Below are 23629 nucleotides of genomic sequence, written 5' to 3' on the forward strand. Positions count from 1 at the left end.
CATGGCAAAGTTTGATGTAGCGGTAATCGGCGCCGGCGCGGCCGGCATGATGTGTGCGGCGACGGCGGCCCAGCGCGGCAAGCGCGTGGTGCTGATCGACCACGCCACCAAGCTGGCCGAGAAAATCCGCATCTCCGGTGGCGGACGCTGCAACTTCACCAACATCAACGCCGGTCCGGCCAACTTCCTGTCCGAGAATCCGCACTTCTGCAAGAGCGCGTTGTCGCGCTACACGCCGGCCGACTTCGTCGCGCTGGTCAAGAAGCACCGCATCGGCTACCACGAGAAGCATCGCGGCCAGCTGTTCTGCGACGACTCCGCCGAGCAGATCATCGACATGCTGAAAGACGAATGCGCCGGCGGCGACGTGCATTGGCGCATGCCGTGCAAGGTCACCAGCCTGCAACAGGCGGCCGAAGGTGGTTTCCTGCTGCAGACCGACGGCGGCGACATCGAGGCCGACAGCGTGGTGATCGCCAGCGGCGGCCTGTCGATACCCAAGATCGGCGCCAGCGACTTCGGCTACCGCGTCGCCCAGCAGTTCGAGTTGCGCATGGTCGAGCCGCGTCCGGCATTGGTGCCGCTGACCTTCGACCCGCAGCAGTGGGCGCCGTTCGTCGAAATGGCCGGCATCGCGCTGGAGGTGGACGTGGAAACCGGCTCCCTCAAGGGCCGCAACCCGACCGGCGGCCGCTTCCGCGAGGACCTGCTGTTCACCCACCGCGGCCTGTCCGGCCCGGCGATCCTGCAGATCTCCTCGTACTGGACGCCCGGCACGCCCATCGTCATCAACCTGATACCCGAGCTGGACCTGGCGGCGACCTTGATCGAGGGCAAGGGCGCGATCAAGAAGCAGCTGGGCAATGTGCTGTCGCAGTGGCTGCCGGCGCGCCTGGCCGAGGGCCTGCTGCTGGCGCACGGCTTCGCGCTGGACGCGCGCCTGGCCGACCTGCCGGACGCGCAGCTGCGCAAGCTGGGCGCGGCGGTCAACCAGTGGACCATCACGCCGAACGGCTCGGAAGGCTACAAGAAGGCCGAAGTCACGCGCGGCGGCATCGACACCCGCGAACTGTCGCAGCAGAGCATGATGGCCAACAAGGTGCCGGGCCTGTACTTCATCGGCGAGGCGGTGGACGTGACCGGCTGGCTGGGCGGCTACAACTTCCAGTGGGCGTGGGCATCGGGTGTGGCGGCCGGGCAGGCGGTCTGATATAATTCGATTCCCGGAAGTTAGCGGCGTAGAAAGATTGTCTAGTACGCCGCGTTGTTTTTGCAGTGAAAGCCGCATCGATGGCCGTCCAGATGGCCAAGCGTCTTCCATTTTGCTGCAAAACCTGCTATAGTCTCTTTCTCCCTATAACCTCAAACGGTTTGAATTTTTACATGACCACTATTCGCCTTAAAGAAAACGAGCCGTTCGAAGTCGCAATGCGTCGCTTCAAACGCACCATCGAAAAAACCGGCCTGCTGACCGAACTGCGCGCTCGCGAGTTCTACGAAAAACCAACGGCTGAGCGCAAGCGCAAGCTGGCAGCTGCCGTGAAGCGTCACTACAAGCGCATCCGCAGCCAGCAACTGCCGAAAAAACTGTTCTAAGACTGCTCTTGCAGATTCAACCCGGCAGTACGGCGCTTACGCCTCGGGTTGTATCTTGTTGCATCTGGAAGATACCCGCTCTGGTTCGCCACGGCGGGTTTTCGCATTTTTACTCCACTAATTTTCTGAGAGAAACGCCATGGGCTTGAGAGAACAAATCACCGAAGACATGAAAGCCGCGATGCGCGCCAAGGAAGCGGGCAAACTGAGCACCATCCGTCTGATCATCGCTGAAATCAAGCGCAAGGAAGTCGACGAGCGCATCGAAGTCAACGACGCGCAGACCGTCGCCATCGTTGAAAAAATGATCAAGCAGCGCAAGGACTCGATCACCCAGTTCGAAGCCGGTGGCCGCGCCGACCTGGCCGACATCGAAAAAGCCGAACTGGCCGTGCTGACCGCCTACATGCCTGCCGGCCTGTCGGACGAGGAAGTGGCCGCCGAAGTGGCCGCCGCCGTCGCCGCCTCGGGCGCCGCCGGTCCGCAGGACATGGGCAAGGTCATGGCCATCGTCAAGCCCAAGCTGGCCGGCCGCGCCGACATGACCGTCGTGTCGGCCCTGGTCAAGAAAGCGCTGACCCCGGCATAATGCCCCAGCTCTGTCGTTAGCTCTGCCGCGACTTGATCCGCATCAAAGCCGGATCGGCGCGGCGGTATAGTCTGATCAATAACAAGACCGCATAGCCAAGTGATACCACAATCCTTTATTTCCGATCTGCTGAACCGCGTCGACATCGTCGACGTTGTCGGTCGTTATGTGCAGCTGAAAAAAGGCGGCGCGAATTTCATGGGCCTGTGCCCGTTTCACAGCGAAAAATCGCCCAGTTTCACGGTGAGCCCGACCAAGCAGTTCTACCATTGCTTCGGCTGCGGCGCCCACGGCACCTCGATCGGTTTCCTGATCGAGTATTCCGGCATGGGTTTTGTCGATGCCGTCAAGGACCTGGCGCAGAACGTCGGCATGGTCGTGCCCGAGCAGGATGACAAGATACCGCCGGCCCAGCGCGCGCAAATGGCCGCGCAAAGCCTGGCGCTGACCGAGGCGATGACGCGCGCCAGCGATTTTTACCGCTCGCAGTTGCGCGGCGCCACCGACGCCATCGCCTATTTGAAGAACCGCGGCCTGACCGGCGAAATCGCCGCCCGTTTCGGCCTCGGCTACGCGCCGGCCGGCTGGGACAACCTGCGCTCCATCTTCTCCGACTACGAGGCGGTGGCGCTGGCCGAGGCCGGCCTGGTGATCGACAAGGTGGACGAGGACGGCGGCAACCGCAAACGTTACGACCGCTTCCGCGAGCGCGTGATGTTTCCGATTAAAAACACCAAGGGCCAGGTCATCGCCTTTGGCGGCCGGGTCCTCGACCACGGTGAACCGAAGTACTTGAATTCTCCCGAAACGCCTTTATTTTCTAAGGGATTCGAGCTGTATGGCTTGTTCGAAGCGCGCCAGGCGATCCGCGATGCGGGTTATGTGCTGGTGACGGAAGGCTATATGGATGTGGTGGCGCTGGCGCAAATGGGTTTCCCGCAAGCGGTGGCAACCCTGGGCACGGCCTGCACCACCAACCACGTACAGAAATTGTTGCGTCAAACCGACACGGTGATTTTCAGTTTCGACGGCGACAAGGCCGGCCGCCGCGCCGCGCGCCGCGCGCTGGAAGCCTGTCTGCCGCACGTGACGGACAACAAGACCATCAAGTTCCTGTTCCTGCCGACCGAGCACGACCCGGACAGCTATGTCCGCACCTACGGCAACGAGGCGTTCGAACAGGAGATACATGAGGCGATGCCGCTGTCGCAGTTCCTGATCAAGGAAGCGGTCGGCGAGCACGATTTGCAAAGTCCGGAGGGCCGGGCCCGTGCCCAGTTCGACGCCAAGCCGATGCTGCAGTCGATGACGCCGACGTCGCTGCGCCTGCAGATCGTGCGCGGCCTGGCGCAGTTGACGCAGAGCACGCCGTCCGAGATCGAGGTGCTGTTCGAGCTGGCCAAGCCGGTCGCCGTGGCGCGCCAGGCGCCGCCCCGCACCGGGCGTCCGGTGCCGGTCGGGCTGGAGCTGCAGATCGTGCGGCTGCTGGTGGCGCATCCGCCGCTGGCGCTGGACATCGACGCGGCGGCATTGGCGGCGTTCCAGTATTTCGGCGCCGAACCGGCCGAGCGGCTGGCGCAGCTGGTCGGGGCGGCGCAGGCGCTGGGGCCGAACGGCAGTTTTGCGGCCTTTGCGCAACATCTGAAGTCGCAGGGCGAGGAGTACGACGGCATCATCTCCGAGATCGTCAAGGAGCCTGAGTCGGACTTCGATGCGGTGCGGTTGTTCCTGCGCGGCGCGATCCGCCAGGTCAAGAACGACGCGCTGAAGCAGGAGCTGAGCCAGCTGTTTGCGGCGGGGCTGTCGTCCGACGAGATCGGCGTGCGCTACCGCGAGCTGACGTCGCAGCAGGACCAGTTGCTGCGCGAGGCGCAGGCGGAGTTGGCTAGCAGGTAGGTTGTGGCAATAGTTGTCGGGCGTTTTGTGATGTAATGTTTCTGTCATTCTTCCGGGGCGGGAAGTGGGGTTTCCGCCTCTGGAAATTGAAAAGTGACGTGCTATAATAAAACGCTAAGTGTTGTATGTTTTGGCATCGTTTTCCAGTTCAGAGTGTGTTTGTTTTCAGTAAGTTAGGCTCTTGATCGACGCGGAAAGACAGGTGTCGGCGGCCAGGGCCAGCTTTGGTTTAGTTCAGCGCGCTGCGCTGTTTAGCAAACGTTCTGTTTGCTTTCTAACCTAGTCATGGTTTCTTGCCCCCACGCACGTGTCTGATGCAGTAGAATTTCTGCCAATCGCGGTGGAGTTCTGTTGAGATCGGTCGGCCTGACCGGGTGTAAGTAAGTCGTAGTATTGTCGAACTTGTGCAGTCGGCAAGTTCGAAGACGTAGGTTCGCAAGAGCCGCAAGAAACTTTATCCTAAATAAGCAAGTCGTTGTGTAATCGAAAGCGCCTGTGCCAATCAAGAAACCTGAATCCAAAGCGGCTGCAAAGCCGAGCAAAGTGACCGCAAAATCCGCGAAAACGGCGGACAAGCCGGAAACGCGTGTCGCCAGCAACCCGCCTGTGGTCAGCCAGACCACGGACGCGGCGACGCTTGCCGCCATCGATACCTCTGGCTACGTGCTGCCGTCGGTCAAAGTGCCGGGCCGGCGCGGGCGCAAACCAAAAGAATTCCAGCCCGAAAACGATGAAGTCGCCGCGCTGAATGCGGTCGAACGCGCCGAACTGAAGGCCGTCGACAAGGCCAAGGCCAAGGACCGCAAGGCCAAGGAAAAGGCGCTGCTGAAGGACGCTTTCTCGTCGGACACGGAAGCCACCGAGGAGGAACTCGAGCGCCGCCGCCAGAAACTCAAGACCCTGATCAAGTTCGGCAAGGAACGCGGTTTCCTCACGTACGCCGAGATCAACGATCACCTGCCCGAGAATATCGTCGATCCGGAAGCGATCGAGGGCATCATCGGCACCTTCAACGACATGGGCATCGCCGTCTACGAGCACGCGCCGGACGCCGAGACCCTGCTGCTGTCGGACAACGTCGCCACCGTAACCAGCGACGACGAAGCCGAAGCGGCCGCCGAAGCGGCGCTGTCGACCGTCGACTCCGATTTCGGCCGCACCACCGATCCGGTGCGCATGTACATGCGCGAGATGGGCTCGGTCGAGCTGCTGACCCGCGAAGGCGAGATCGAAATCGCCAAGCGCATCGAAGACGGCCTGAAAGACATGATCCAGGCGATTTCCGCCTGCCCGGTGACGATCGCCGAGATCATCGCCGCCTCCGACCGCATCCGCGCCGATGAAATCAAGATCGACGAGATCGTCGACGGCCTGGTCGACGACAGCGAAGAAGTCGCCGCGCCGGTAGCGGCCGCGCCGGCCGAAGAGGACGAGGAAGAAGAGGAAGAGGAAGAAGAGGAAGAAGAGGAAGAGGAAGAAGCGAGCGCTTCGGGCGCCGCCGGTTTCTCGGCCGAACAGCTGGAAGCGTTGAAAAACGCCGCGCTGGAAAAATTCGACACCATCTCCCTGCAGTTCGACAAGATGCGCCGCGCCTTCGAGAAGGAAGGCTACAATTCCAAGGCCTACATCAAGGCGCAGGAAGCGATCTCGTACGAACTGCTGGGCATCCGCTTCACCGCCAAGGTGGTCGAGAAGCTGTGCGACACCTTGCGCGGCCAGGTCGATGAAGTGCGTCACATCGAGAAGCAGATCCTCGACGTGGCCGTGAACAAGTGCGGCATGCCGCGCGCCCACTTCATCAAGGTCTTCCCTGGCAACGAAACCAACCTGGAATGGGTGGACGGCGAAGTGGCCGCGGGCCACGCGTACAGCGCCATCCTGGGCCGCAACATTCCGACCATCAAGGAACTGCAGCAGCGCCTGATCGACCTGCAGGCGCGCGTCGTGCTGCCGCTGCCGGACCTGCGCAACATCAACCGTCAGATGGCGGCCGGCGAAATGAAGGCGCGCAAGGCCAAGCGCGAAATGACCGAGGCCAACTTGCGCCTGGTGATTTCGATCGCCAAGAAGTACACCAACCGCGGCCTGCAATTCCTCGACCTGATCCAGGAAGGCAATATCGGCCTGATGAAGGCGGTCGACAAGTTCGAATACCGCCGCGGCTACAAGTTCTCGACCTACGCGACGTGGTGGATCCGCCAGGCCATCACGCGCTCGATCGCCGACCAGGCGCGCACCATCCGTATTCCGGTGCACATGATCGAGACCATCAACAAGATGAACCGGATTTCCCGCCAGATTCTGCAGGAAACCGGCGCCGAGCCGGACCCGGCCACGCTGGCCATCAAGATGGAGATGCCCGAGGACAAGATCCGCAAGATCATGAAGATCGCCAAGGAGCCGATTTCGATGGAGACGCCGATCGGCGACGACGACGATTCGCATCTGGGTGACTTCATCGAGGACAACAACACCTTGGCGCCGTCCGACGCGGCGCTGCACGCGTCGATGCGCGGCGTGGTCAAGGATGTGCTCGACTCGCTGACGCCGCGCGAAGCCAAGGTGCTGCGCATGCGTTTCGGTATCGAGATGTCGACCGACCACACGCTGGAGGAGGTCGGCAAGCAGTTCGACGTCACCCGCGAGCGCATACGCCAGATCGAAGCCAAGGCCCTGCGCAAGCTGCGCCATCCTAGCCGTTCCGACAAGCTGAAAAGCTTCTTGGAAGGCAACTAAGACTTGACTAGTGGCTGTGCTAGCCCTTATCCTCGCGAGTTCGTTTTATAAACGGACGCGCGTAGGAGGGGCAGGCAAGGCTTCCAGCGCATAGCAATACCCTGGGCCTCTAGCTCATGCTTGGTTAGAGCAGCGGACTCATAATCCGTTGGTGCCGTGTTCGACTCACGGGAGGCCCACCATCTTTCTTTAGCTGCTCCTGCGCAGCTATCGCCTTCAAGGCCTCTTCGGCCGCTACTCCTGAATCCTCGATGATTTTCAAGATGGTTGTCACATCGGGGATTCGTTCGCCCCGCATATAGCGATCCAGCGTCGGTGGCGGCACTTCCCACATCAGTGCCGTCTTGCGCACTGAACGCCCCCTCAATGCCTTATCTATCAATTCTGCGTAATCCATAGCAACTTTCAATTAGTCAATGTCTCCGAATGGAGATATCTTTCGTTTATCCGTTTGGAGATATTTTGTCTCCGTATGGATACCGTAAACGATAGCACAGGTGGTACGCAGTGTGTACCAATTAACGTGACAAGTAACGCTAATTCGAGGTGCCTTGATGTCTGAATTTCGATTGCCTCTCTCCTTAAATGCGGCCGAAATCCGTGTGTTGAAAGCCGCGCTTCTGGTTGAAATCGCGTCGCTTGAAGGATGTGTACGTGTGGATGCGCAGCCTGAGATCTGGCAACCCTCTCTGAATGCTGCTCGTCGCGTGCTCACTGCACTGTCAGACAAAGCTAACAAGCAGTTGGAAGGCTGATGTCTGTTTTTAGCGTTGCGATGTCGGGGACGCGTTTGTATCTCAGCGTTTTATACCCGGCCGCATTGAGTAGTTTGTCCCTTGCTTCGTCGCGATTTTCTTTGCCGTTATGGCTGGAGTCGTCTAGTTCGACTATTGCAATTACGTCGAAGGCTTTTGTGCACAACACGAAGTCGGCCATCTTCCGGTCGTATCGATTTCTTGTTGCTCGGTTTGGGCTTTGCAGTAGCGCGCCGAGTGAGACCTGAGCTAAGACCACATGTCCGGGGAATGTCTCCGCTAAGCGGAAGTACATGGGCTGTTCGTTCTTTGTTAGCAGTCTCTTTGCCTTGGGCGGAGTGAATGATTTTTTGTTTGCCTGAAGCTTTGAAAGAACGGCGGCTACGGCTGCAATTACTAGGGCTATGAATACAAGTTTGTACATGGGTTTGTCCGGTCGTTGTCATTAGGAAATTTTACCCCGTAAGTGTTTTAACAATTTTCAACAATTGTCACGCAAATAAGCGTTTATCCGCCCTAGAGGGCAAACATTGAGAGGAAGCATATGCAAGCCAAAATCGAGATCGTCCACATTGTTCAAGTCGCCGGCACGTCCCGCAAGACCGGTAACGATTACGACATCCGCAATGCACAGTGCGTCGTCCGGGACGTAGATCCAGCGACCGGCGATGTGAAACCGAAGATCGGCGTGCTGTCGCTTCCGGCGCGCTACAAGGATTTGCCAAAGGGGGTTTATATGGTCGAGTTCGACGCCGCCGTTGGTCAAAACAGCCGCATCGTTTCCGAGGTCGCCGACGTCAAGCAGTGGGATGGCTCCGTTGTGGACGGTCCTGCGCGTACCGTCACCGTTGAAGTGTTGAGCGTTACTCCGCGCTCGGGCTTCTCCAAAAAGTCGCTCAAGGATTACGACATGCGTTTCGCCGACTGCCTCGTACATAAGGTGGACCGCGAAACGGGCGAACTCGCCTTGCTTGTTGGCGAACTGCTGGTGCCGGATCGCTTCAAAGACATTGCGCCAGGACTCTATGACGTTGAGTTCGAAATCGCCATCGGTCAAGACAAGCGTATCGGTGGCCGCGTCGCTCAGATGATTCCTAAGAAGGCTGTAGGCGCTAAGCCTGCTGGTGTCGCTGGCCCTGCTGTGGGCATGGAACCCGGCGTTGCTGGCGGCAAGGCTATGGGGGCAAAGGCAGCGGAATCTAAGGCTGCTGGCCCTACGCAATCGAGCCACGCGCTACCGGCGATCAGTGACAAGGCTTGATCGTGGAGCCGGTACTAATGCGCGTCGCGACGTGCACCGTTCAACCGGGTCCTCTTGGCAAGACTGAGATGACCGGTCCGGCGAATGCGTGTTTGTTGGCTGACGGCGTGACGACAGGCTATGTGACTTTCGTCGAGGTTTCCATGTATGACCAAGTCGTAATTGGCGGTGCCGCGTTGCCTGCGTCGGATGTGCAGTCAGTTTTACCGTCCGCTGGAGAAGTTGCGCAAGTGTGGGGCGCTGGTTTCTCGCTGGTGGTGGTCTGCTACATGGTTGCGCGTGCTGTAGGTGTATGTATCGAATTAATCCGTAGAGGGTGATCCGGCCGGGCGGTTTCCCGGTGAATTTTTAAGGGGAAGTTGATGAAACAAATCATGAAACGTGTGGTTGGCGCTGTCGGTGGTGCTGTCGCTTTTGCCGCAATCCTGCCAGCGCAGGCAGCTATCGATCTGACGTCGATTACCGGTGCTGTGACTGCCGCTGACGTGACGGTCGGCGTGCTGGCTATCGGTGCTGTGCTGGCAACGATCTACGCGACGATCAAAGCGGCGAAGATCGCGCTGGGCATGCTCCGCGGTGGTTGATCGGGGTAACAGCCGGTGAGGTATGGGAGGGGCGGGGCTAACACTTCGCCCCTTTTTTTCAGTCGTTTGGGAGGTGCTATGAGTGCCGCACAATTTTGGGATTTGTTTGTATTCGGTTGGGGAATTGTTTGCGGCTGGGCTGTCGTTCAAGGTTTGAAGGGGTGATCATGCGCAAATTTTCTATGATGGTTGTACTGCTGGTTGCTTGCTCGTTATCGTTTGCGCAGGTTGCTGCGGTATCGCGTATGCAGCAGGCTATTAGCAGCCTCATTCAGAAGAAAATGGCTGCACGTGGGTTTGCAGCGAATGATCCTCGCTGGGGCTCTACGCTCAATAGTTCGGGGGCGGCATTCGGCACTGCTGCTGCCGTCGCAGTGACGGTTTCGGTCGGAGCTGCTACGGCCCCCGCGTGGATTACGACAGGCATTGCCATTGGTATGGGTGTCGCCGTACAGCTTGCGGTTGATGGCGTTGTGAAGTGGATCTTCGGCAGTGACGGTAAGGTTTCTAAGCCCGGTGCTGATAGTCCTTACAACGTGAACGGCGGATATGCGCCGATGAAGATGTTTCAGGTTTCAAACGTGCTTGCGCCTACGCTGGATGCAGCTTGCGGAGCATGGGGCGGCGGTCAAGGCGGCTGCGGTAGCGCTGATATGTCGTGTCAGCGACTGTCGCGGATGGTCAATGGCGAGTGTCATTACATCAATCGATTTTCCTACGTCTCGGGCCAGTTCGCTGGGCAGGGACCATTTGAATCCGACTTCGGTAATATTGGAAGCACGCAAACTACGGGGTGTGCTGGAATCGGCTTGAGTGCAGTTAATGGGCTATGCCCTGCATCCAATTTTCCTAAGCAGGCAGACAGCGTATATAACAACGTTAGTGCCGCTGTCGCGTCGTTACCGGCGGATGAACCTAGTAAGCCTGTGAATCCGGCGCTGTTGGCGAGTTTGGCAAATACCGCTTGGCAGAAGGCTGCGGCTGCTCCCGGCTATGCGGGGCTTCCTTACGATGCTGCGGACCCTGTGACTCAGGCCGATGTCAGCGCGTATCAGGCGCAGAGTCAGGCTTCGTATCCGACTGTCGCTGACTTTGTCGCGCCGCAGGTTGCTCCTTCAGGTGGTGGAGTTGGTGCTCCGTTCTCGCTTCCGAACAGCGGGACTGGGGGCGATGCCGCACCGTCGACCCCAACTAACCCTTCAACCGAGCCTTTGACTAACCTTGGCCCTGATCCCGGTATCGGTTTGCCGACGTTGGAGGCCGTGCCGACGGTGGCGCAGATTCTTGATCCGATTTTTAGCCTGTTCCCGTCGTTGAGGTCCTTCACCGTGCCGCAGCATTCTTCTACCTGTCCCACTGGCACATTGAACCTGTTCGGTCACACACAGTCATTTAGCGCGCATTGCGATCTGCTGGAAGGCGTGAGGTCGATCTTGTTGACGGTCATGTCCTTCGTGTGGGCGTTCGTCGCATTGCGTATCACTCTTTCCGCTTAGGAGGTGTCATGTTCGGAATTCTGATGTCCGCAGCCGGGTCGATACTTGCGTACCTGCTGCGTTCGGCATTGGTCAAGTTTGCCGCCTTCTTCGCGCTGTTCTTTATCGCCAACGGCTTTATTGAATATCTGGCGGCACGCCTGCCTGACGCCTCTTCGATCTCGCCGGCGCTGGGTACGCTCAGCCCGGGCATTTGGTACTTCTTCGATTTGTTCGGCTTCAGTATTGGCCTTCCGGCCATCCTGTCGGCGTGGGTGCTGCGCTTCATGATCCGTCGCATACCGGTGATAGGCTGACCATGCCAATCAATGCCTACACTGGTCTGATGGGGTCAGGTAAAAGCTTTGAGTGCGTGTCGTCGGTGATAGTGCCTGCTGTCGCCGCTGGCCGTATGGTGGTCACCAATGTTGACGGTATCGACGGCGATGCGATCCGCGCCTACTGCCATGAGAAATTCAATGTGCCGCTCGATCAATTGGGGACCGTCCGCCACTGCAAAAACGATGATGTCAGCAAGGCGAATTTTCTGCCGCATGGGATCGACATCGATACCTTCTGTCGTCCTGGGGATCTGGTGTGCATTGACGAGGCTTGGCGCTTTTGGGGAACGGACTGCAAGCTGCTGGCTGAGCATAAGGTGTTCTTCCGCGAGCATCGGCATTACGTGGATCCTGAAACCAAAGTGTCTTGTGACTTGGTGCTGATGGTGCAGGACATCAGCGATTTGCATCGCACATTGAAAGTGGTTGTCGAGCTGACCTTCCGCACCACCAAAATCAAGTCGCTCGGTCTCTCCAAGGTTTATCGCGTGGAGATGTGGGAGGGCTACAAGCTCACAGCGCGCCTTCGTTCTTCCGTGGCGAATAAGAAGTATGACGCGGAGGTATTTCCGCTCTATTCGTCCTATGACGGCGGCAAGGGAACTGAATTGCAGGTCGATTCACGTCAGAATATTTTGAGGAGCAAAGCCTTGTGGCTGCTGGTCCTAGCCGTGATCGTGATGTTTTGCGGCGGGGCGTATGGGATTCGTTTTTTCTTCGGTGGTGGGCGGCATGCCAAGACCAATGGTGCGTCGGATACGCCACAGGCTTCTCAGCAGGGCGATAGGGCGGCGAACGGCTCGTCGTCTGCCTCCTTGCCTAGCAATGCGGGAAAAAATTCACCTGCGGCCTTCTCGGATGTTTGGCGCGTCGTGGGCCTGGCAACTGTAGGCGGTGATCGCTACATCGTTATTTCAGATGATGCTGGCCGCTTGCGGTATGAGTCGCCGAGTATGTTTGCGTTGGCCGGTGTGCAGTTGGTTGGGACTATCGACGGTGGTCGCGTGACGTACTACTCTGGATCGTCGCGGCGACCAGTGTTACAGGGAGGTCTTGCGAAATGAGGAAGTTGATATTGTATGTTTGTGCCGCTCTATGGTTGCTGTGGCTGTACGTGGGCATGCTGGCTGACGTTCGCGGCGCTGAACTGGAGACCAGCCCTGCGGCTTTCGATTTGTCGCGCGTGCGGGTCGCAGAACTGGTGCAGGTGGTCTACCGGGATGTTCTTAAACGGCCCTACCTGATCGACGCGGAAGTGCTCAAGGATGACCGCGAAATTTCGCTTAGGTTTCAGTTCTCGAAGCACCTCGATGCTGATGCAGCAGACCTACTTGACTCGTTGGGCTTGTCGGTCATAAAACGCAATGGGCTGTCGGTGGTCTCGATCAAAAAATCTGAGGCGGAAGCACCGAGTGACGTGTTTGTCTATCGGCCGCGATATCGGGATGCGTCGTATCTGGCGGAGTTGGTCGGGCCGCTGTTCAAGGGGCGTTTTACGATCACCCGCACGATTTCGTCCGCATCGGCTGTGCCGCCAAAAAATGCCGATGCGGCTCCTGCTGGTAGTGCGGCCGCATTAATCGACAGGAATAGCGACGCTCTCGTGTTTCATGGCCAGACCGCCGAAGTGCGCCAGTTGGAAAAACTGCTGACGCAACTGGACGATAGACAGGGTGAGGTGATGGTGCGTGGGGTTGTGTACGAGGTTGGCTCCAGCGACAAAGACGGCTCGGCGTTTTCATTGGCGCTGAATCTGTTGGGCGGTAAATTCTCACTCACTGGCGGCGCGTCCACTGTCCTTGAAAACTCTGTACGGTTTAAGAACGTGACTATCGATGCCGTCGCGTCGGCTTTGTCGCTCGATAGCAGGTTTAAGGTGGTTAGCTCTCCGTCGTTGCGGGTTCGCTCTGGCGGCTCTGGTCGCTTCTCTGTCGGTCAAGAGGTGCCGGTGCTCGGTGCGTTGACGTTCGTGGGCAATGGACAGGCGCCGGTCCAGTCGGTTGAGTATCGGTCCAGCGGCGTGATATTCGATCTTCAACCAGTGGTGCGCGAGGCGGTTGTTGATCTGACCGTGATGCAGCAGGTGAGTAGCTTCGTGGCGACTGACACCGGCGTCAATGGTTCTCCGACATTGATCAAGCGCGAGGTTAAAACGGCTCTCAGTATGGCTGATGGCGATATCGTCGTATTGGGTGGGCTGGCTGAAAATAAAAGCAGTGCAGGGCGCAATGGCCTGTCCTTCTTGCCTTCCTTCCTGCATGCCAAATCGAACGAGTCGAGCCGCTCTGAAATCCTGCTGATTTTGCAGCTCACAAGAATATGATTCGGGAATGGTCCCTGATAAAGCTAAACGGTATAAATTATTTTCGTGACTTGTCACGGAAAATGTGGAGGCGAATATGCGGCATGGTGATGATCCTCGGCAGTTGGAGCTTGAAGTTGTTGGGCGTCGTCGTCGTGGCCGCCCTGATTCTGTCGATGGTGCTGCAACTGATGCTGAACGTCAGGCTGCTCGTCGGCTTCGGTTGAAGGACGAGGGGAAAGGAGTGCTGACGGTAGAAGTGTCGCTCGATGTGATCGCTGCTCTCGATGCCTTCGTGAAGTTCAAGGATGTGAAGAAGGGCGATGTGGTCGACCGTATATTGCGAGGCACTCTTTTGCGCAAGCGCTGACCGTGGAATGTTTGGCGATCGCAGCAGAGTTTTTGCTCCTGCAGGCGATTTTCGCGCAACCTGGTTGAAACAATATTCGGCCAATTCGTGATCGCCGGAATTTTCGGTTTGGCGGCACAAGCGGCCCGAAGGGCAAAATCTTTGGAGGCCAGTTGGTGCCGGTGGTTGATGTTGAAGTAGCTCTAGCTGGGGCCAGTGCGCAACGAAGCGGGAGCGACTAGGTTCCAAAGTTTTAGCGGGTAGTCCGTCAGCTTGTTTTGCGCCTCGCTGCTGCACGTCGGCAACCGGCCCCCACTGACAGACCGCTTTGCGACGTTTGAGGCGTGTAGGCGGTTCTGATGGGGTTGCAGTGCTTGGCGTTCGATGAGTGCGCGCCGCCCGCAGGAACGAGGACGACGCGAGCGAAGCGAGCGCCTAAACTTGTATTGAGGACACTTAAGAACACAGACACCCAAAACACTTAGTTGTCATAGTGAATTTAAGAAATTTGAAGCACAAAAGAAAAGGCCTCGATCAGCTAGGAACTGAACGAGGCCCTTGATAAACCTGCCGTTACAGGATTACCAATGAACGAATTAGATAATGAAAATGTCGTCTCGTCAAATGATTTAGGCCCTGTCGGTGCCGATCCTGATTACACAAGGCCAGATTGGTGGAATGACGATGGTACCAAAGGGACGTTTCAGGATAACTATACCGCCCGTAAGCGCGTTTTCCCGGATGGCCAGTGTGTTGTGACGGTCACGAAGGATAAAAACTACCTTGGACCTGCGCAGACTAAATTGAGGGCTAAGCGCGGTGAATCTGAGGAACGTGAGCGTAACGAAGAGGATGCTGGCCAGCGCGCTAAGCAAAAGGTCCGCGATTGCTGCAAAGCCATTTCCGCTGACCGCATGGTCACGCTGACGTACCGCGACAACATGACAGATCGAGACAAAGCGCTTAAGGATTGGAAGGCATTTTGCCGCCGCTTGGGCAAGGTCAAGAAGTTCCATTACGTGGCCGTGATTGAAGAGCAAGAGCGTGGTGCGCTTCATTTTCATGTGGCTGTGCGTGGTAAGCAAAGCTATGTGCTGCTGCGCTCGATCTGGCAGCGCGTGGTTGGCCTTGGTTCAAGCGGTGAGCAAATGGGTCAAGTCAACGTACGCGATCCTCACAGGCTGGGGTTCGGCGTTAAGGGGGGGCATAAGCTGGCCGCTTACATCGCCAAGTACTGTGGCAAGGATGTGGATTGTCGCGAGCTGAATGGCAAGCGTTATTTTCGATCACGAGGCATCGTTTTACCTGAGGTTCAATATTGGCGGTTGCCTAACTGCACATGCATGCTGTGCGCCGTCCACGAGGCTTTTAGGCTGATTGAAGGGCATTGCATGGAAGGCTTGGATACGTGGTGCAATAACGCTCTCGGCATCGTCTATTTAGCGTCGGCGCCGGGGCTTGTCGATCCCGATTATTGTCCGTTCTAGCCGTAGCTAGAAGAATTTTCTTTTGCGCAGCTATGACTGTTTCCGGAGTGACGTGAGGATTTTTGAGACATTCAACTAAAGTTGCCTGTATAAACTGTTTGTTGTGATTTGTTATATAGTTGACTTGAAGAAATATTGAAAGATCTAGCTATGGGAATGAGCAGTTTTGCGCAGTTGGCCTTGGCTGCGGAGGCAGTTGTACTGAAGACATGGGATGATGCCATCGACCGCTGGTTGTTAGAGAAGGCAGATAAGGCATCTTTGCATTCTGATAAATGTATTTTGCGTTGGCTTGAACCGTATCTCTCCGGAGTCCCTTTGGCCGATATCGACCGCCGCGTAGTAGACATGATTACGTTGAAAAAGGTAAGGACCGGGGTCGCAAACGGTACGGTGAATCGCATGCTTGCCCTGTTGCGGTCCGTTCTGCGGCGGGCGGCGTTTGACTGGGAGTGGATGAGTTCCGTTCCAAGGGTTCGCCTTCTGAAGGAGCCAACCCGAAGGGTTCGTTATCTGACAGCGCCACAGGCGCAGCGACTCTTGGAACAATTGCCTTCTCACTTGGCCGGAATGGCGGCCTTCTCTTTGGCTACAGGTCTGCGTAAGTCAAACGTGACAGGCTTGCAGTGGTCGCAAATAGATCTTTCGCGTTCTATGGCATGGGTCCATCCGGATCAATCGAAAAGTAGGCAGGCTATCGCCGTGCCGCTAAATCAGGATGCTATGCGCGTTCTATCCTTGCAGGTTGGTAGACATCCTACCCATGTGTTTGCCTTTAAAGGTGAGACGATAGTCAAGGTCAGTACGGCTGCTTGGAAGAAGGCGCTAAAACGTGCCGGTATTGAGGATTTCCGTTGGCATGATCTTAGACATACCTGGGCAAGTTGGCATGTGCAGAATGGCACTCCGCTTAACGTATTGCAGGAATTGGGCGGATGGGAAAGTCCGCAGATGGTTCGTCGATACGCTCATTTTTCTGCTGGGCATCTTGCGGCATACGTGTCAAAATTACCACTATTGATTTTGTCCGCTGATGATTAGCCATTTCCTTATATTGCGTTATACTTGAATTTTATTGCCATTTTTTCTTATTATTAATTTCTATGCGATTTTTTTCATTAATAAAATTGTTGCTTAGTGGGATATCATGAAAATCATTTCGTATCAATATTCAGAGCATTTATATTCTTATAACTCTTTGAGTTTTAAAAGGTTGAATTTATTTGTTGGTGCCAGTGGTTCTGGTAAGACGCGATTACTTAATACGATTTTTAATCTGGCGAGTCATATTATTCAGGGAACTTGTGGTACTTCAGGCCGCTGGGATGTTTTATTTGAACATGCAGGAAAAAAATACAGGTTTATTTTTTCTAATTTATGTGACGTTGATCATCCTACTGGATTTATTAGTGAGGAGTCGCTGGAGCTCATAGATGGAAGCACGATTGAGAAGATTTTTTTTCGTGACGAAATTTCTACTGTGTTTAAAGGCGCGGTAATGCCGAAAGTGACAAAAATTTCTTCAGTCATTAGCGTTTTTAGAGAGGACCCGGTTATGTCTTCAATCATAGCTGGATTTAGATCTATTGCGCGCAGGAGTTTTCACGGTGATGAATTGCTTAAAGCTCCAATTTTGGGGGAGCTTCCTGTCGAGCTTATTCAACATTATAAGAAGTTAAATAAGATAGATTGGGATTTTTTTACTCTCCCGCTTAATCTTTCCTTGCTTCTTCTTGAGAGATGCTTTAAAAATAAGTTTGATGAAATTGTTTCTAGGTATATTGGTATTTTTCCAAATGTCAAATCTATATCGAGTAAGAAGGCGAAAGACATCCCCGAAAACTTGAACGTTGGTTTTGACTCTCTTGTCATGGCTATTAAGGAAAATAATGTTGAGCATTGGATACCTTTAAAAAATGTCTCATCTGGGATGTTAAAGGTGTTGCTAATATTAACGGATATTCTTTGTTTGCCTTCGGATTCAATTTATATGATTGATGAATATGAAAATTCGTTAGGTGTAAATGCGATTGATTTTTTACCTGATTTGCTGCTTGAAAATCTTGAGCGGACTCAGTTTTTTGTTACTTCACATCATCCTTATTTGATTAATAATATACCTCTTAAAGATTGGTTTGTTTTTGGCCGCCATGGTGGTAACGTTACAGTAAAGTATGGCTCTGAGTTAAAAGAGCGCTATGGTTTATCTAAGCAGGAAGTATTTACGCAGCTTATTAATGATCCTTTTTATCTTGAAGGACGTCCATGAATATTTATTGGGTCGTGGAAGGTGTTTCTGTAGAACCTAAGGTTTACCCAGCGTGGATAAAGGAAATTAATCCGAATTTAGAGCAGGCTTTTAGTATGGCTGAGGTTGATGCTAATAAGTATTATATGGTTAGCGGCCGTGGTTATCCTCAATATAAGGAAAAAATAATTCGCGCTGTAGCTGACGTGAATATGATGGATGTTTTTGATCGATTGGTTATTTCCGTTGATTCTGAAGATATGAGCTATGATGAGAAATATATTGAGATAGAGAATATAATTCTTGATGCTGGTATGCTTAAGCCTTATTCGATCATAGTGCAAGAGTGTTGTTTTGAGTCTTGGTGTTTGGGTAATAGAAAAAATGTTTCTAGAAACCCGCAAAGCAAGTTGTTAAACGAATATTTGAGATTTTATGATGTGGTAGGAGAGGATCCTTCGAAGATGCCTAGCATTGATGATGATATTTACAATAAAGCGCAGTTTGCGTTTAAATATTTGTCTGAATGCTGCAAGGAAAAAGGGAGTTTTTATAATAAGTCGGATCCTCGATATGTTGCTCATGCAAGATTCTTTTTTCATGTGCGAAAAAGATTTGAGGACACGAATCATGTAAGCGGAATGGGGAATTTTGTTGCTGCTTTTGGATAGCTTGAATTTGGGTTTCTTGGTATTTAATGGAAGGTGGATGTCATGCAGTTAAGCCAAATGAGGCTATACGGAGGTTTGTTGTAGTGCGTGTAAGGCATGTGTCTCATAATCCGTTGGTGCCGTGTTCGACTCACGGGAGGCCCACCAATTTATTCAGCTTTGAAATCAGAGGGTTGGCCTCGCGCCAGCCCTTTTTTTCGCCCGTTGTCGTCATTTATCTGACGATCGTCGTCCTGCTAAAGCGGACAAAGCCTTGGAGCACATCGCGAGCGAGCTGACTGTCAACATCGAGTTGCTCTGCAAGATGTGGGAGGAAGTTCATGGACATTATTAACGACCAAACCGTTGAAGCCGCCAATCGCCGTGGGGCGGCAAAAAAAGCTGCTTACCCGAGCGTTGTGGCTGCCCGCTATGACCGCCGAATTTCCCGCATCGTGATCTCTCTCGATATCGGCCTGGATTTATCTTTTTCCCCGCACCACGCTCTGGCGATCCGGCCCATGACGCCTCGTGACGAACTACCTGTCGAGGTTGCGCGCAGGTTGCCGCGTATGCGCGTTACGGGTTCGTTCCGTTGGTCTCCAATCCATTGACGCTGTTTATGCCGATAGTGAGCTTCCCTAAATTGCCGAGCTGACAAACCCGCGCTTGGTATTCATACTACAATTGCCGCTCCAATCTCAACGACAGGAACTGGCAATGATAGATATGAACCGACGTGGTCTTGTTCTCGCTGCTGGTGGCGCCATCGCTGCAAATGCCGTTGGCGCTCCTGTCTGGGCCGCGACTCCCCAACGCAAACTGGGCTACGCGATTGTCGGCCTTGGCGGCTACGGTTTGGGCGTCATCATCCCGCAATTTAAAAACTGCGAACACAGCAAGCTGGTCGCGCTGGTCAGCGGCGATCCGGTGAAGGCGAAGCGCGTGGCTTCCGAATACGGCGTCCCCGAGCGCAGCATCTATAACTACGACAACTACGACAGCATCAAGGACAACCCGGACATCGATATCGTCTACGTCTGCCTGCCGGTGTCCATGCATGCGGAATACACGATCCGCGCGGCGAAGGCCGGCAAGCACGTGTTGTGCGAGAAGCCGATGGCGCTGTCGAGCACGGAGTGCGAGTCCATGATCGCCGCCTGCAAACAGGCCGGCAAGAAGCTGATGATCGGCTATCGCTGCCACTTCGAGCCGACCAACCTGGAAGCCCGGCGACGCGCGCGCGCCGGCGAGATCGGCAAGCTGCGCTACTTCCGTTCCGAGCACGGTTTCGTCCAAGGCAATCCGTCGGCATGGCGGCTCAAGAAGGCGATGTCGGGCGGCGGCTCGCTGATGGACATGGGCATCTACGCGCTGCAGGCGGCGCGCTACATGACGAACGAGGAACCTATCGCCGTCTACGCGCATGAACGCACCGACCGTTCCGATCCGCGCTTCCGCGAGGTCGAGGACATGATCGAGTTCGAACTGGAATTCCCGTCCGGCGTGATCGCGTCCTGCATGTCGATGTACAGCGCCAACCAGAACCACATCCTGCTGATGGGCGACAAGGGGCGGATCGAGCTGGAACCCGGCACCGGCTATCACGGCAACCGGCTGTGGGTGGGTAACGGACGTAGCGAAGAAATCACTCCGCCACCGGGACCCGGCGCAACGCAATGGGCCGGCCAGCTGGACCATATGGCGCGGTGCGTGATCGACAATCGCGAACCCATCGTCGCCGGCGAAGAGGGCTTGCGCGACATGCGCATCATCGAGGCGATCTACCGCTCCGCGCGGGAGCAGAAGCGGATCGCTCTCAAGGCTTAGTGCGTGCCGGCCGCTTCGGCGATCTTGACGTCGAACATCGAGATCACCAGGTCGGCCTGCTCCAGCAGGGCTTTCAACGGGAAGCCGTCTTCCAGCGCGACCACCGCGCCGTCTGCGATCAGCGCGTCGGCGACACTGCCTGTCGGCGTGTGCGGCATGAAGGCGAAATGCGGGAAGATGGCGTTGCCGTGCTGGGCGATGTCGCGCAAGGTGCGCGGCGCCGCGCGCAGCAGGCCGTTGCGCACGTGGCGCTGGCGATCTTCGATGCGCTGCTTGAGCCGCGCCGACAGCCGGACTATTTCACCGTTCAAGCGGTCGACCTCGGCCTGCAGCTGACGCAGTTCGTCGTCGCCCAGCGCTTCTTCCCACTGCGTCAGCTTCAGCAGTCCGCGCTTGTGCAGGCTTTGGCGCTGCAGGTCGATCTCGATCGTGGCGAGGCGCGCTTGATGCGCTTCCAGATCCTGCGCTTCGTTGGCATCGCCGTTGGCGCGGTGCCATTTATCGTTGAAATCGAATACCAGGCCGTCGAAATAAAAATACATCGGCAGTCCGGATTCCAGTACTTGCTTGGGTGTCTTGTTCCAGCGCTCAGCCAGTTCGGCCAGCGTCAGGGTGATAGGTTCTATGGTGGGCATTATTGTCCGCTTGATCAGCGCAGGAATTTGCGCATGAAGATGGTGGCCTGCGGGTTGTCGTTGTAGCGCTCGCAGCGTTCGTAGCCCAGCCGTCCGTAGAGCGTGATGGCGGCGTGCAGGTCGTCCTTGGTGTCGAGATAGACGGCGTTGTAGCCGACTTGCAAGGCGTGGGTTTCCAGCGCTTGCATCAATGTTTCCGCCAGGCCTCGGCGACGGTATTTGTCGGCCACGTACAGGCGCTTGCATTCGGTCGCGTTGGTCACCTCCGCCAGCGGACGCATGGCCACGCAGGCTGCCGGCGCGCCGTCGACATAGGCGATCCACATGGCCGAGCTGGCGTCGTTGAGGAAGGCGCGGATGGCGTCGTCGTCATCGCGCAATACCACACCGATGACGTCGAAATATTCGTACAGCAGATGCCGTGCATCGTCGAGCTGGGCGGCTGTGGCGCGGATCACGGGGGAGGACTGGGACATTTGGCAACTATATCCACGGTGTACGGTACAGTCAACGGCCGCGCATGTAAAATGGCGCCTTCCATTAGCGGAGTAGCGAAGATGATGTTTCTAAAAGTTCCGTTTGCGGAAAAAGACGAAGCCAAGGCGCTGGGCGCGCGCTGGAACGGCGAGCGCAAGGCCTGGTATGTCCCGGACGGCAAGCCGACCGAACCGTTCGAGCGCTGGCTGGCGCCGGGCGGCGCGGATTTCGTGCCGGCCAAGGCGTCGGTGGCGCCCAAGGCCAAGCCGCTGTCGGTGGATTCGTACATCGGCAAATCGGTCGTCGGCAAGTTCTACATGGAACTGCCGCATGACTGCAATCCTTTCGAAGCCTGCCCGGTCTGCGCGCCGGCGCTGGCCACCTCCGGCTGGCAAGCCGCGCACGACGGCGTCGAACAAATGCTGGCGACCTTGCAGGCCTAGGCTGGCGACATGCGGACCGGGGACAGACCAACCCAGCCCGTCGTCAGTTTCCAGCAGACTGGCGATGTGTTCGAGGCCTTGTTTCAAAGCATACAGGGCGGCGAGAAGCATGCGCGGCCGCCGCTGGAACTGGTGCCGGATTCGCCTTTTCTCAAGTTTATGGAAGTGGGCTACGCGCTGCGCGCCTGCCTGGAAGACCGGTCGCGCCGCGACTATCTGCTGCAGCGCTTGCGTCCCCATGTAAGCGTCATCGTCGGGACTCTGCCGGCCGGCATACTGCCGCATGGCATGCTGCCGAGGACCGCGGCTCCGGCCGGCTTCCGCTCGCTGGAGCAGATCAGCGATGCCGAAGTGCGGGCCTGGCTGGTCGAAGATGCGGGACTTATCTACGGCGAACTGCAGCGCTACGAACTGGAAAATTATTTCGACATGATCGCTCCGCTGATCCGTCCCGGCGGCGTCATGGTCGATCTGGGCAGCGGGCTGGGTAAGGTGGTGATGTCCGCAGCGCTGGCGTTTCCCTTTCAGCGCTGCATCGGCGTGGAGTTGCTGGGCTACCGTCATCGCCTGGCTGTGCAGCGGCTGCAGACCATGCTGGGCCTGGCGCGCCAGGGATTGGCCTCCTTGCCGGCGCCGTTGTTGCCGGACGCACCGCTGCAGCTGCCGTTCGGCGCCCAGGCCAGCGGCCGCCATCTGCTTGAACTGGAGTCGCGCATCGCTTTCATCGAAGCGGACATGTTCAAGGTGGATGTGCGCGGCGCCAGCCTGGTGTTCCTGTACAGCACATGCTTCGGCCCGCTGATGGATGCCTTGGGCGACAAGCTGGCGCGCGAAATGCAGGAGGGCGCGCTGGTGAGTACGACCACCTATCCGCTGAAACATCCGGCATTCAAGCTGCTGCATTATTTCCCCGCCGGTACCGTGGCGTGGACCAACGTCATGCTTTACCAGCGTACTGGGCCGTTGCAGTCATCGCCGCTGGCGGAAACCGGCGGCGCGTACGAGCCGGACCCAGCCGCATGGGAAGAGCGTGCCCGGCAGGATATGGTAGCCTTGGACGGCAAGGCTTAAAGCAGCCATTTACGTGCAGTAGAGATCACGTTGTCGGACAATAGGCGGGTAAACGGCGTCTGGATATCCCACATATGCCAGATCAGCGGCACGTCCAGGTAGTCGCCGGGAGTCAGGTCGACCAGGGTTCCGGCCTTCAATGCCGGTTCGCACTGCAGTATCGGCAGCATGCCGTAGCCGAAGCCCGCTTCGACGAAGCGTACAAATCCATCGGAGCTGGCAAACGCGTGATGCGGATAGTGGGCGGTGTAGCCGGTGCGTTGGGCGATAAAGCGTTCCTGCAGCATGTCCTTGCGGTCGAATTCCAGGACCGGCGCCTGCTGCACCGCCATTGACGTCATGCCGTCCGGGAACCAGCGCGCGGCAAACGCCGGACTGGCGACGCACAGGTAGCGCATGACGCCGAGCGGAGTGGACGTAGTTCCCGCAACTTGCGCCGTTTCGCTCGTAACGCAGCCGAAAACACGGCCTTCCCGCAACATCGTCAAAGTATGGTCCTGGTCGTCGAGGCGGATGTGCAGCATGCAGTCGCCGCTGCTCATCAACGGCGTGACGGCCTCCTGTAGCCATGTCGCGGCGCTATCTGCATTGACCGCGATGGCAATTTCCGGCTTTGCCTCGCCCACCTCGGGCCGTTCGAACAGCGCCGCCTCCAGCAAACGCACCTGGCGATAGTGGGCAATCAGGCGTTGGCCAGCCTCGGTAGGCGAGGGCGGCTGGCTGCGCACGATCAGCAGCTCTCCGGCGCTGTTTTCCAGCATCCGTATCCGTTGCGAGACGGCGGACTGCGTAATCGACAGCGCGGCGGCGGCCTTGTCGAAGCTGCCGTAATCGATCACTGCATCCAGTGCCGCCAGCCCCCGGTAATCGACTTGTCTCATTAGAGTCTCTAATACTTACTCAA

26 protein-coding genes and 1 tRNA gene are annotated in these 23629 nt (G+C 56.6%); 23 read left to right on the forward strand and 4 right to left on the reverse strand.

The genetic code is table 11. From position 1 onward, the window contains the following. Nucleotide 1 precedes the first annotated feature (1 nt). The 7 genes from ACCD07_RS15160 to ACCD07_RS15190 all read left to right on the forward strand — a co-directional run bounded on the left by ACCD07_RS15160 (nucleotide 2) and on the right by ACCD07_RS15190 (nucleotide 7572). Nucleotides 2-1210 carry an NAD(P)/FAD-dependent oxidoreductase gene (locus ACCD07_RS15160; RefSeq protein ID WP_413447811.1) on the forward strand — a complete coding sequence of 403 codons (1209 nt, stop codon included), beginning with the start codon at nucleotides 2-4 and terminating at the stop codon, nucleotides 1208-1210. Between the two features lie 173 nt (nucleotides 1211-1383). Next, nucleotides 1384-1596, forward strand: a complete 213-nt coding sequence (gene rpsU / locus ACCD07_RS15165; RefSeq protein ID WP_008451879.1) for a 30S ribosomal protein S21 — start codon at nucleotides 1384-1386, stop codon at nucleotides 1594-1596. A gap of 139 nt (nucleotides 1597-1735) precedes the next feature. After that, nucleotides 1736-2185: a GatB/YqeY domain-containing protein gene (locus tag ACCD07_RS15170; RefSeq protein ID WP_176652588.1), complete on the forward strand. Its 450-nt coding sequence runs from the start codon at nucleotides 1736-1738 to the stop codon at nucleotides 2183-2185. A 99-nt stretch (nucleotides 2186-2284) separates the two neighbouring features. Continuing rightward, nucleotides 2285-4081 (forward strand): DNA primase, encoded by a 1797-nt coding sequence (dnaG, locus tag ACCD07_RS15175; RefSeq protein ID WP_413447812.1) that lies wholly within the window; start codon nucleotides 2285-2287, stop codon nucleotides 4079-4081. Between the two features lie 495 nt (nucleotides 4082-4576). Then, nucleotides 4577-6817, forward strand: coding sequence for an RNA polymerase sigma factor RpoD (rpoD, locus tag ACCD07_RS15180; protein WP_176652590.1), 2241 nt, complete (start codon nucleotides 4577-4579; stop codon nucleotides 6815-6817). 103 nt (nucleotides 6818-6920) lie between these two features. Then, a tRNA-Ile gene (locus ACCD07_RS15185) sits at nucleotides 6921-6999 on the forward strand. 372 nt (nucleotides 7000-7371) lie between these two features. Beyond that, the gene (locus ACCD07_RS15190; protein WP_413447813.1) at nucleotides 7372-7572 is read left to right on the forward strand and encodes a hypothetical protein; all 201 of its coding nucleotides are present in this window, start codon (nucleotides 7372-7374) and stop codon (nucleotides 7570-7572) included. Here the strand turns inward: ACCD07_RS15190 and ACCD07_RS15195 are convergent. Then, nucleotides 7550-7996 (reverse strand): DUF2726 domain-containing protein, encoded by a 447-nt coding sequence (locus tag ACCD07_RS15195; RefSeq protein WP_413447814.1) that lies wholly within the window; start codon nucleotides 7994-7996, stop codon nucleotides 7550-7552. The two genes, ACCD07_RS15190 and ACCD07_RS15195, sit on opposite strands and share 23 nt — an antisense overlap. Nucleotides 7997-8116: 120 nt before the next feature. On the opposite strand from ACCD07_RS15195, the gene ACCD07_RS15200 reads away from it, so the two are divergent. From ACCD07_RS15200 to ACCD07_RS15265, 14 genes are all read left to right on the forward strand, one after another. Further along, nucleotides 8117-8833: a hypothetical protein gene (locus tag ACCD07_RS15200; protein ID WP_413447815.1), complete on the forward strand. Its 717-nt coding sequence runs from the start codon at nucleotides 8117-8119 to the stop codon at nucleotides 8831-8833. Nucleotides 8834-9195: 362 nt separating this feature from the next. Then, complete coding sequence (locus ACCD07_RS15205) at nucleotides 9196-9417, forward strand: hypothetical protein (RefSeq protein ID WP_413447816.1); 222 nt, start codon at nucleotides 9196-9198, stop codon at nucleotides 9415-9417. 167 nt (nucleotides 9418-9584) lie between these two features. Then, nucleotides 9585-10913, forward strand: coding sequence for a hypothetical protein (locus tag ACCD07_RS15210; protein ID WP_413447817.1), 1329 nt, complete (start codon nucleotides 9585-9587; stop codon nucleotides 10911-10913). An 8-nt stretch (nucleotides 10914-10921) separates the two neighbouring features. After that, a complete protein-coding gene (locus ACCD07_RS15215; RefSeq protein WP_413447818.1) occupies nucleotides 10922-11209 on the forward strand; it encodes a DUF2523 family protein in 288 nt (95 codons plus the stop codon). Between the two features lie 2 nt (nucleotides 11210-11211). Continuing rightward, complete coding sequence (locus ACCD07_RS15220; protein ID WP_413447819.1) at nucleotides 11212-12297, forward strand: zonular occludens toxin domain-containing protein; 1086 nt, start codon at nucleotides 11212-11214, stop codon at nucleotides 12295-12297. Continuing rightward, nucleotides 12294-13556, forward strand: coding sequence for a type II secretion system protein GspD (locus ACCD07_RS15225; protein WP_413447820.1), 1263 nt, complete (start codon nucleotides 12294-12296; stop codon nucleotides 13554-13556). Before ACCD07_RS15220 ends, ACCD07_RS15225 begins: the two co-directional genes overlap by 4 nt. An 83-nt stretch (nucleotides 13557-13639) precedes the next feature. Further along, nucleotides 13640-13762 (forward strand): hypothetical protein, encoded by a 123-nt coding sequence (locus ACCD07_RS15230; RefSeq protein WP_413447821.1) that lies wholly within the window; start codon nucleotides 13640-13642, stop codon nucleotides 13760-13762. A gap of 17 nt (nucleotides 13763-13779) precedes the next feature. Next, nucleotides 13780-13905 (forward strand): hypothetical protein, encoded by a 126-nt coding sequence (locus tag ACCD07_RS15235; protein ID WP_413447822.1) that lies wholly within the window; start codon nucleotides 13780-13782, stop codon nucleotides 13903-13905. Nucleotides 13906-14471: 566 nt separating this feature from the next. Further along, a complete protein-coding gene (locus ACCD07_RS15240) occupies nucleotides 14472-15371 on the forward strand; it encodes a hypothetical protein (protein ID WP_413447823.1) in 900 nt (299 codons plus the stop codon). Between the two features lie 135 nt (nucleotides 15372-15506). Next, complete coding sequence (locus tag ACCD07_RS15245) at nucleotides 15507-16412, forward strand: tyrosine-type recombinase/integrase (protein ID WP_413447824.1); 906 nt, start codon at nucleotides 15507-15509, stop codon at nucleotides 16410-16412. A gap of 106 nt (nucleotides 16413-16518) precedes the next feature. Further along, nucleotides 16519-17640, forward strand: a complete 1122-nt coding sequence (locus ACCD07_RS15250; protein ID WP_413447825.1) for an AAA family ATPase — start codon at nucleotides 16519-16521, stop codon at nucleotides 17638-17640. Beyond that, entirely contained in the window at nucleotides 17637-18290 is a 654-nt protein-coding gene (locus tag ACCD07_RS15255; RefSeq protein ID WP_413447826.1) for a hypothetical protein, read from the forward strand. The genes ACCD07_RS15250 and ACCD07_RS15255 overlap by 4 nt, the downstream gene beginning before the upstream one ends. A 320-nt stretch (nucleotides 18291-18610) precedes the next feature. Continuing rightward, a complete protein-coding gene (locus ACCD07_RS15260) occupies nucleotides 18611-18883 on the forward strand; it encodes a hypothetical protein (RefSeq protein WP_413447827.1) in 273 nt (90 codons plus the stop codon). 106 nt (nucleotides 18884-18989) lie between these two features. Beyond that, the gene (locus ACCD07_RS15265; RefSeq protein ID WP_413447828.1) at nucleotides 18990-20099 is read left to right on the forward strand and encodes a Gfo/Idh/MocA family protein; all 1110 of its coding nucleotides are present in this window, start codon (nucleotides 18990-18992) and stop codon (nucleotides 20097-20099) included. Here the strand turns inward: ACCD07_RS15265 and ACCD07_RS15270 are convergent. Both ACCD07_RS15270 and ACCD07_RS15275 read right to left on the reverse strand, forming a co-directional pair. Beyond that, the gene (locus tag ACCD07_RS15270; RefSeq protein WP_413447829.1) at nucleotides 20096-20734 is read right to left on the reverse strand and encodes a hypothetical protein; all 639 of its coding nucleotides are present in this window, start codon (nucleotides 20732-20734) and stop codon (nucleotides 20096-20098) included. The two genes, ACCD07_RS15265 and ACCD07_RS15270, sit on opposite strands and share 4 nt — an antisense overlap. Nucleotides 20735-20748: 14 nt before the next feature. After that, the gene (locus ACCD07_RS15275; RefSeq protein ID WP_413447830.1) at nucleotides 20749-21210 is read right to left on the reverse strand and encodes a GNAT family N-acetyltransferase; all 462 of its coding nucleotides are present in this window, start codon (nucleotides 21208-21210) and stop codon (nucleotides 20749-20751) included. Between the two features lie 81 nt (nucleotides 21211-21291). On the opposite strand from ACCD07_RS15275, the gene ACCD07_RS15280 reads away from it, so the two are divergent. Both ACCD07_RS15280 and ACCD07_RS15285 read left to right on the forward strand, forming a co-directional pair. Then, nucleotides 21292-21654: a DUF5710 domain-containing protein gene (locus ACCD07_RS15280; RefSeq protein ID WP_413447831.1), complete on the forward strand. Its 363-nt coding sequence runs from the start codon at nucleotides 21292-21294 to the stop codon at nucleotides 21652-21654. Between the two features lie 9 nt (nucleotides 21655-21663). Further along, on the forward strand, nucleotides 21664-22725 hold the full coding sequence (locus tag ACCD07_RS15285) for a histone methylation protein DOT1-like protein (RefSeq protein ID WP_413447832.1): 1062 nt from the start codon (nucleotides 21664-21666) through the stop codon (nucleotides 22723-22725). Here ACCD07_RS15285 and ACCD07_RS15290 read toward each other — a convergent pair. Beyond that, nucleotides 22722-23606 (reverse strand): LysR family transcriptional regulator ArgP, encoded by an 885-nt coding sequence (locus ACCD07_RS15290; protein ID WP_413447833.1) that lies wholly within the window; start codon nucleotides 23604-23606, stop codon nucleotides 22722-22724. The two genes, ACCD07_RS15285 and ACCD07_RS15290, sit on opposite strands and share 4 nt — an antisense overlap. Nucleotides 23607-23629: the final 23 nt, after the last annotated feature.

This window comes from Duganella sp. Dugasp56 (assembly GCF_047304105.1).
Taxonomy (GTDB): Bacteria; Pseudomonadota; Gammaproteobacteria; order Burkholderiales; family Burkholderiaceae_D; genus Rugamonas; species Rugamonas hordei.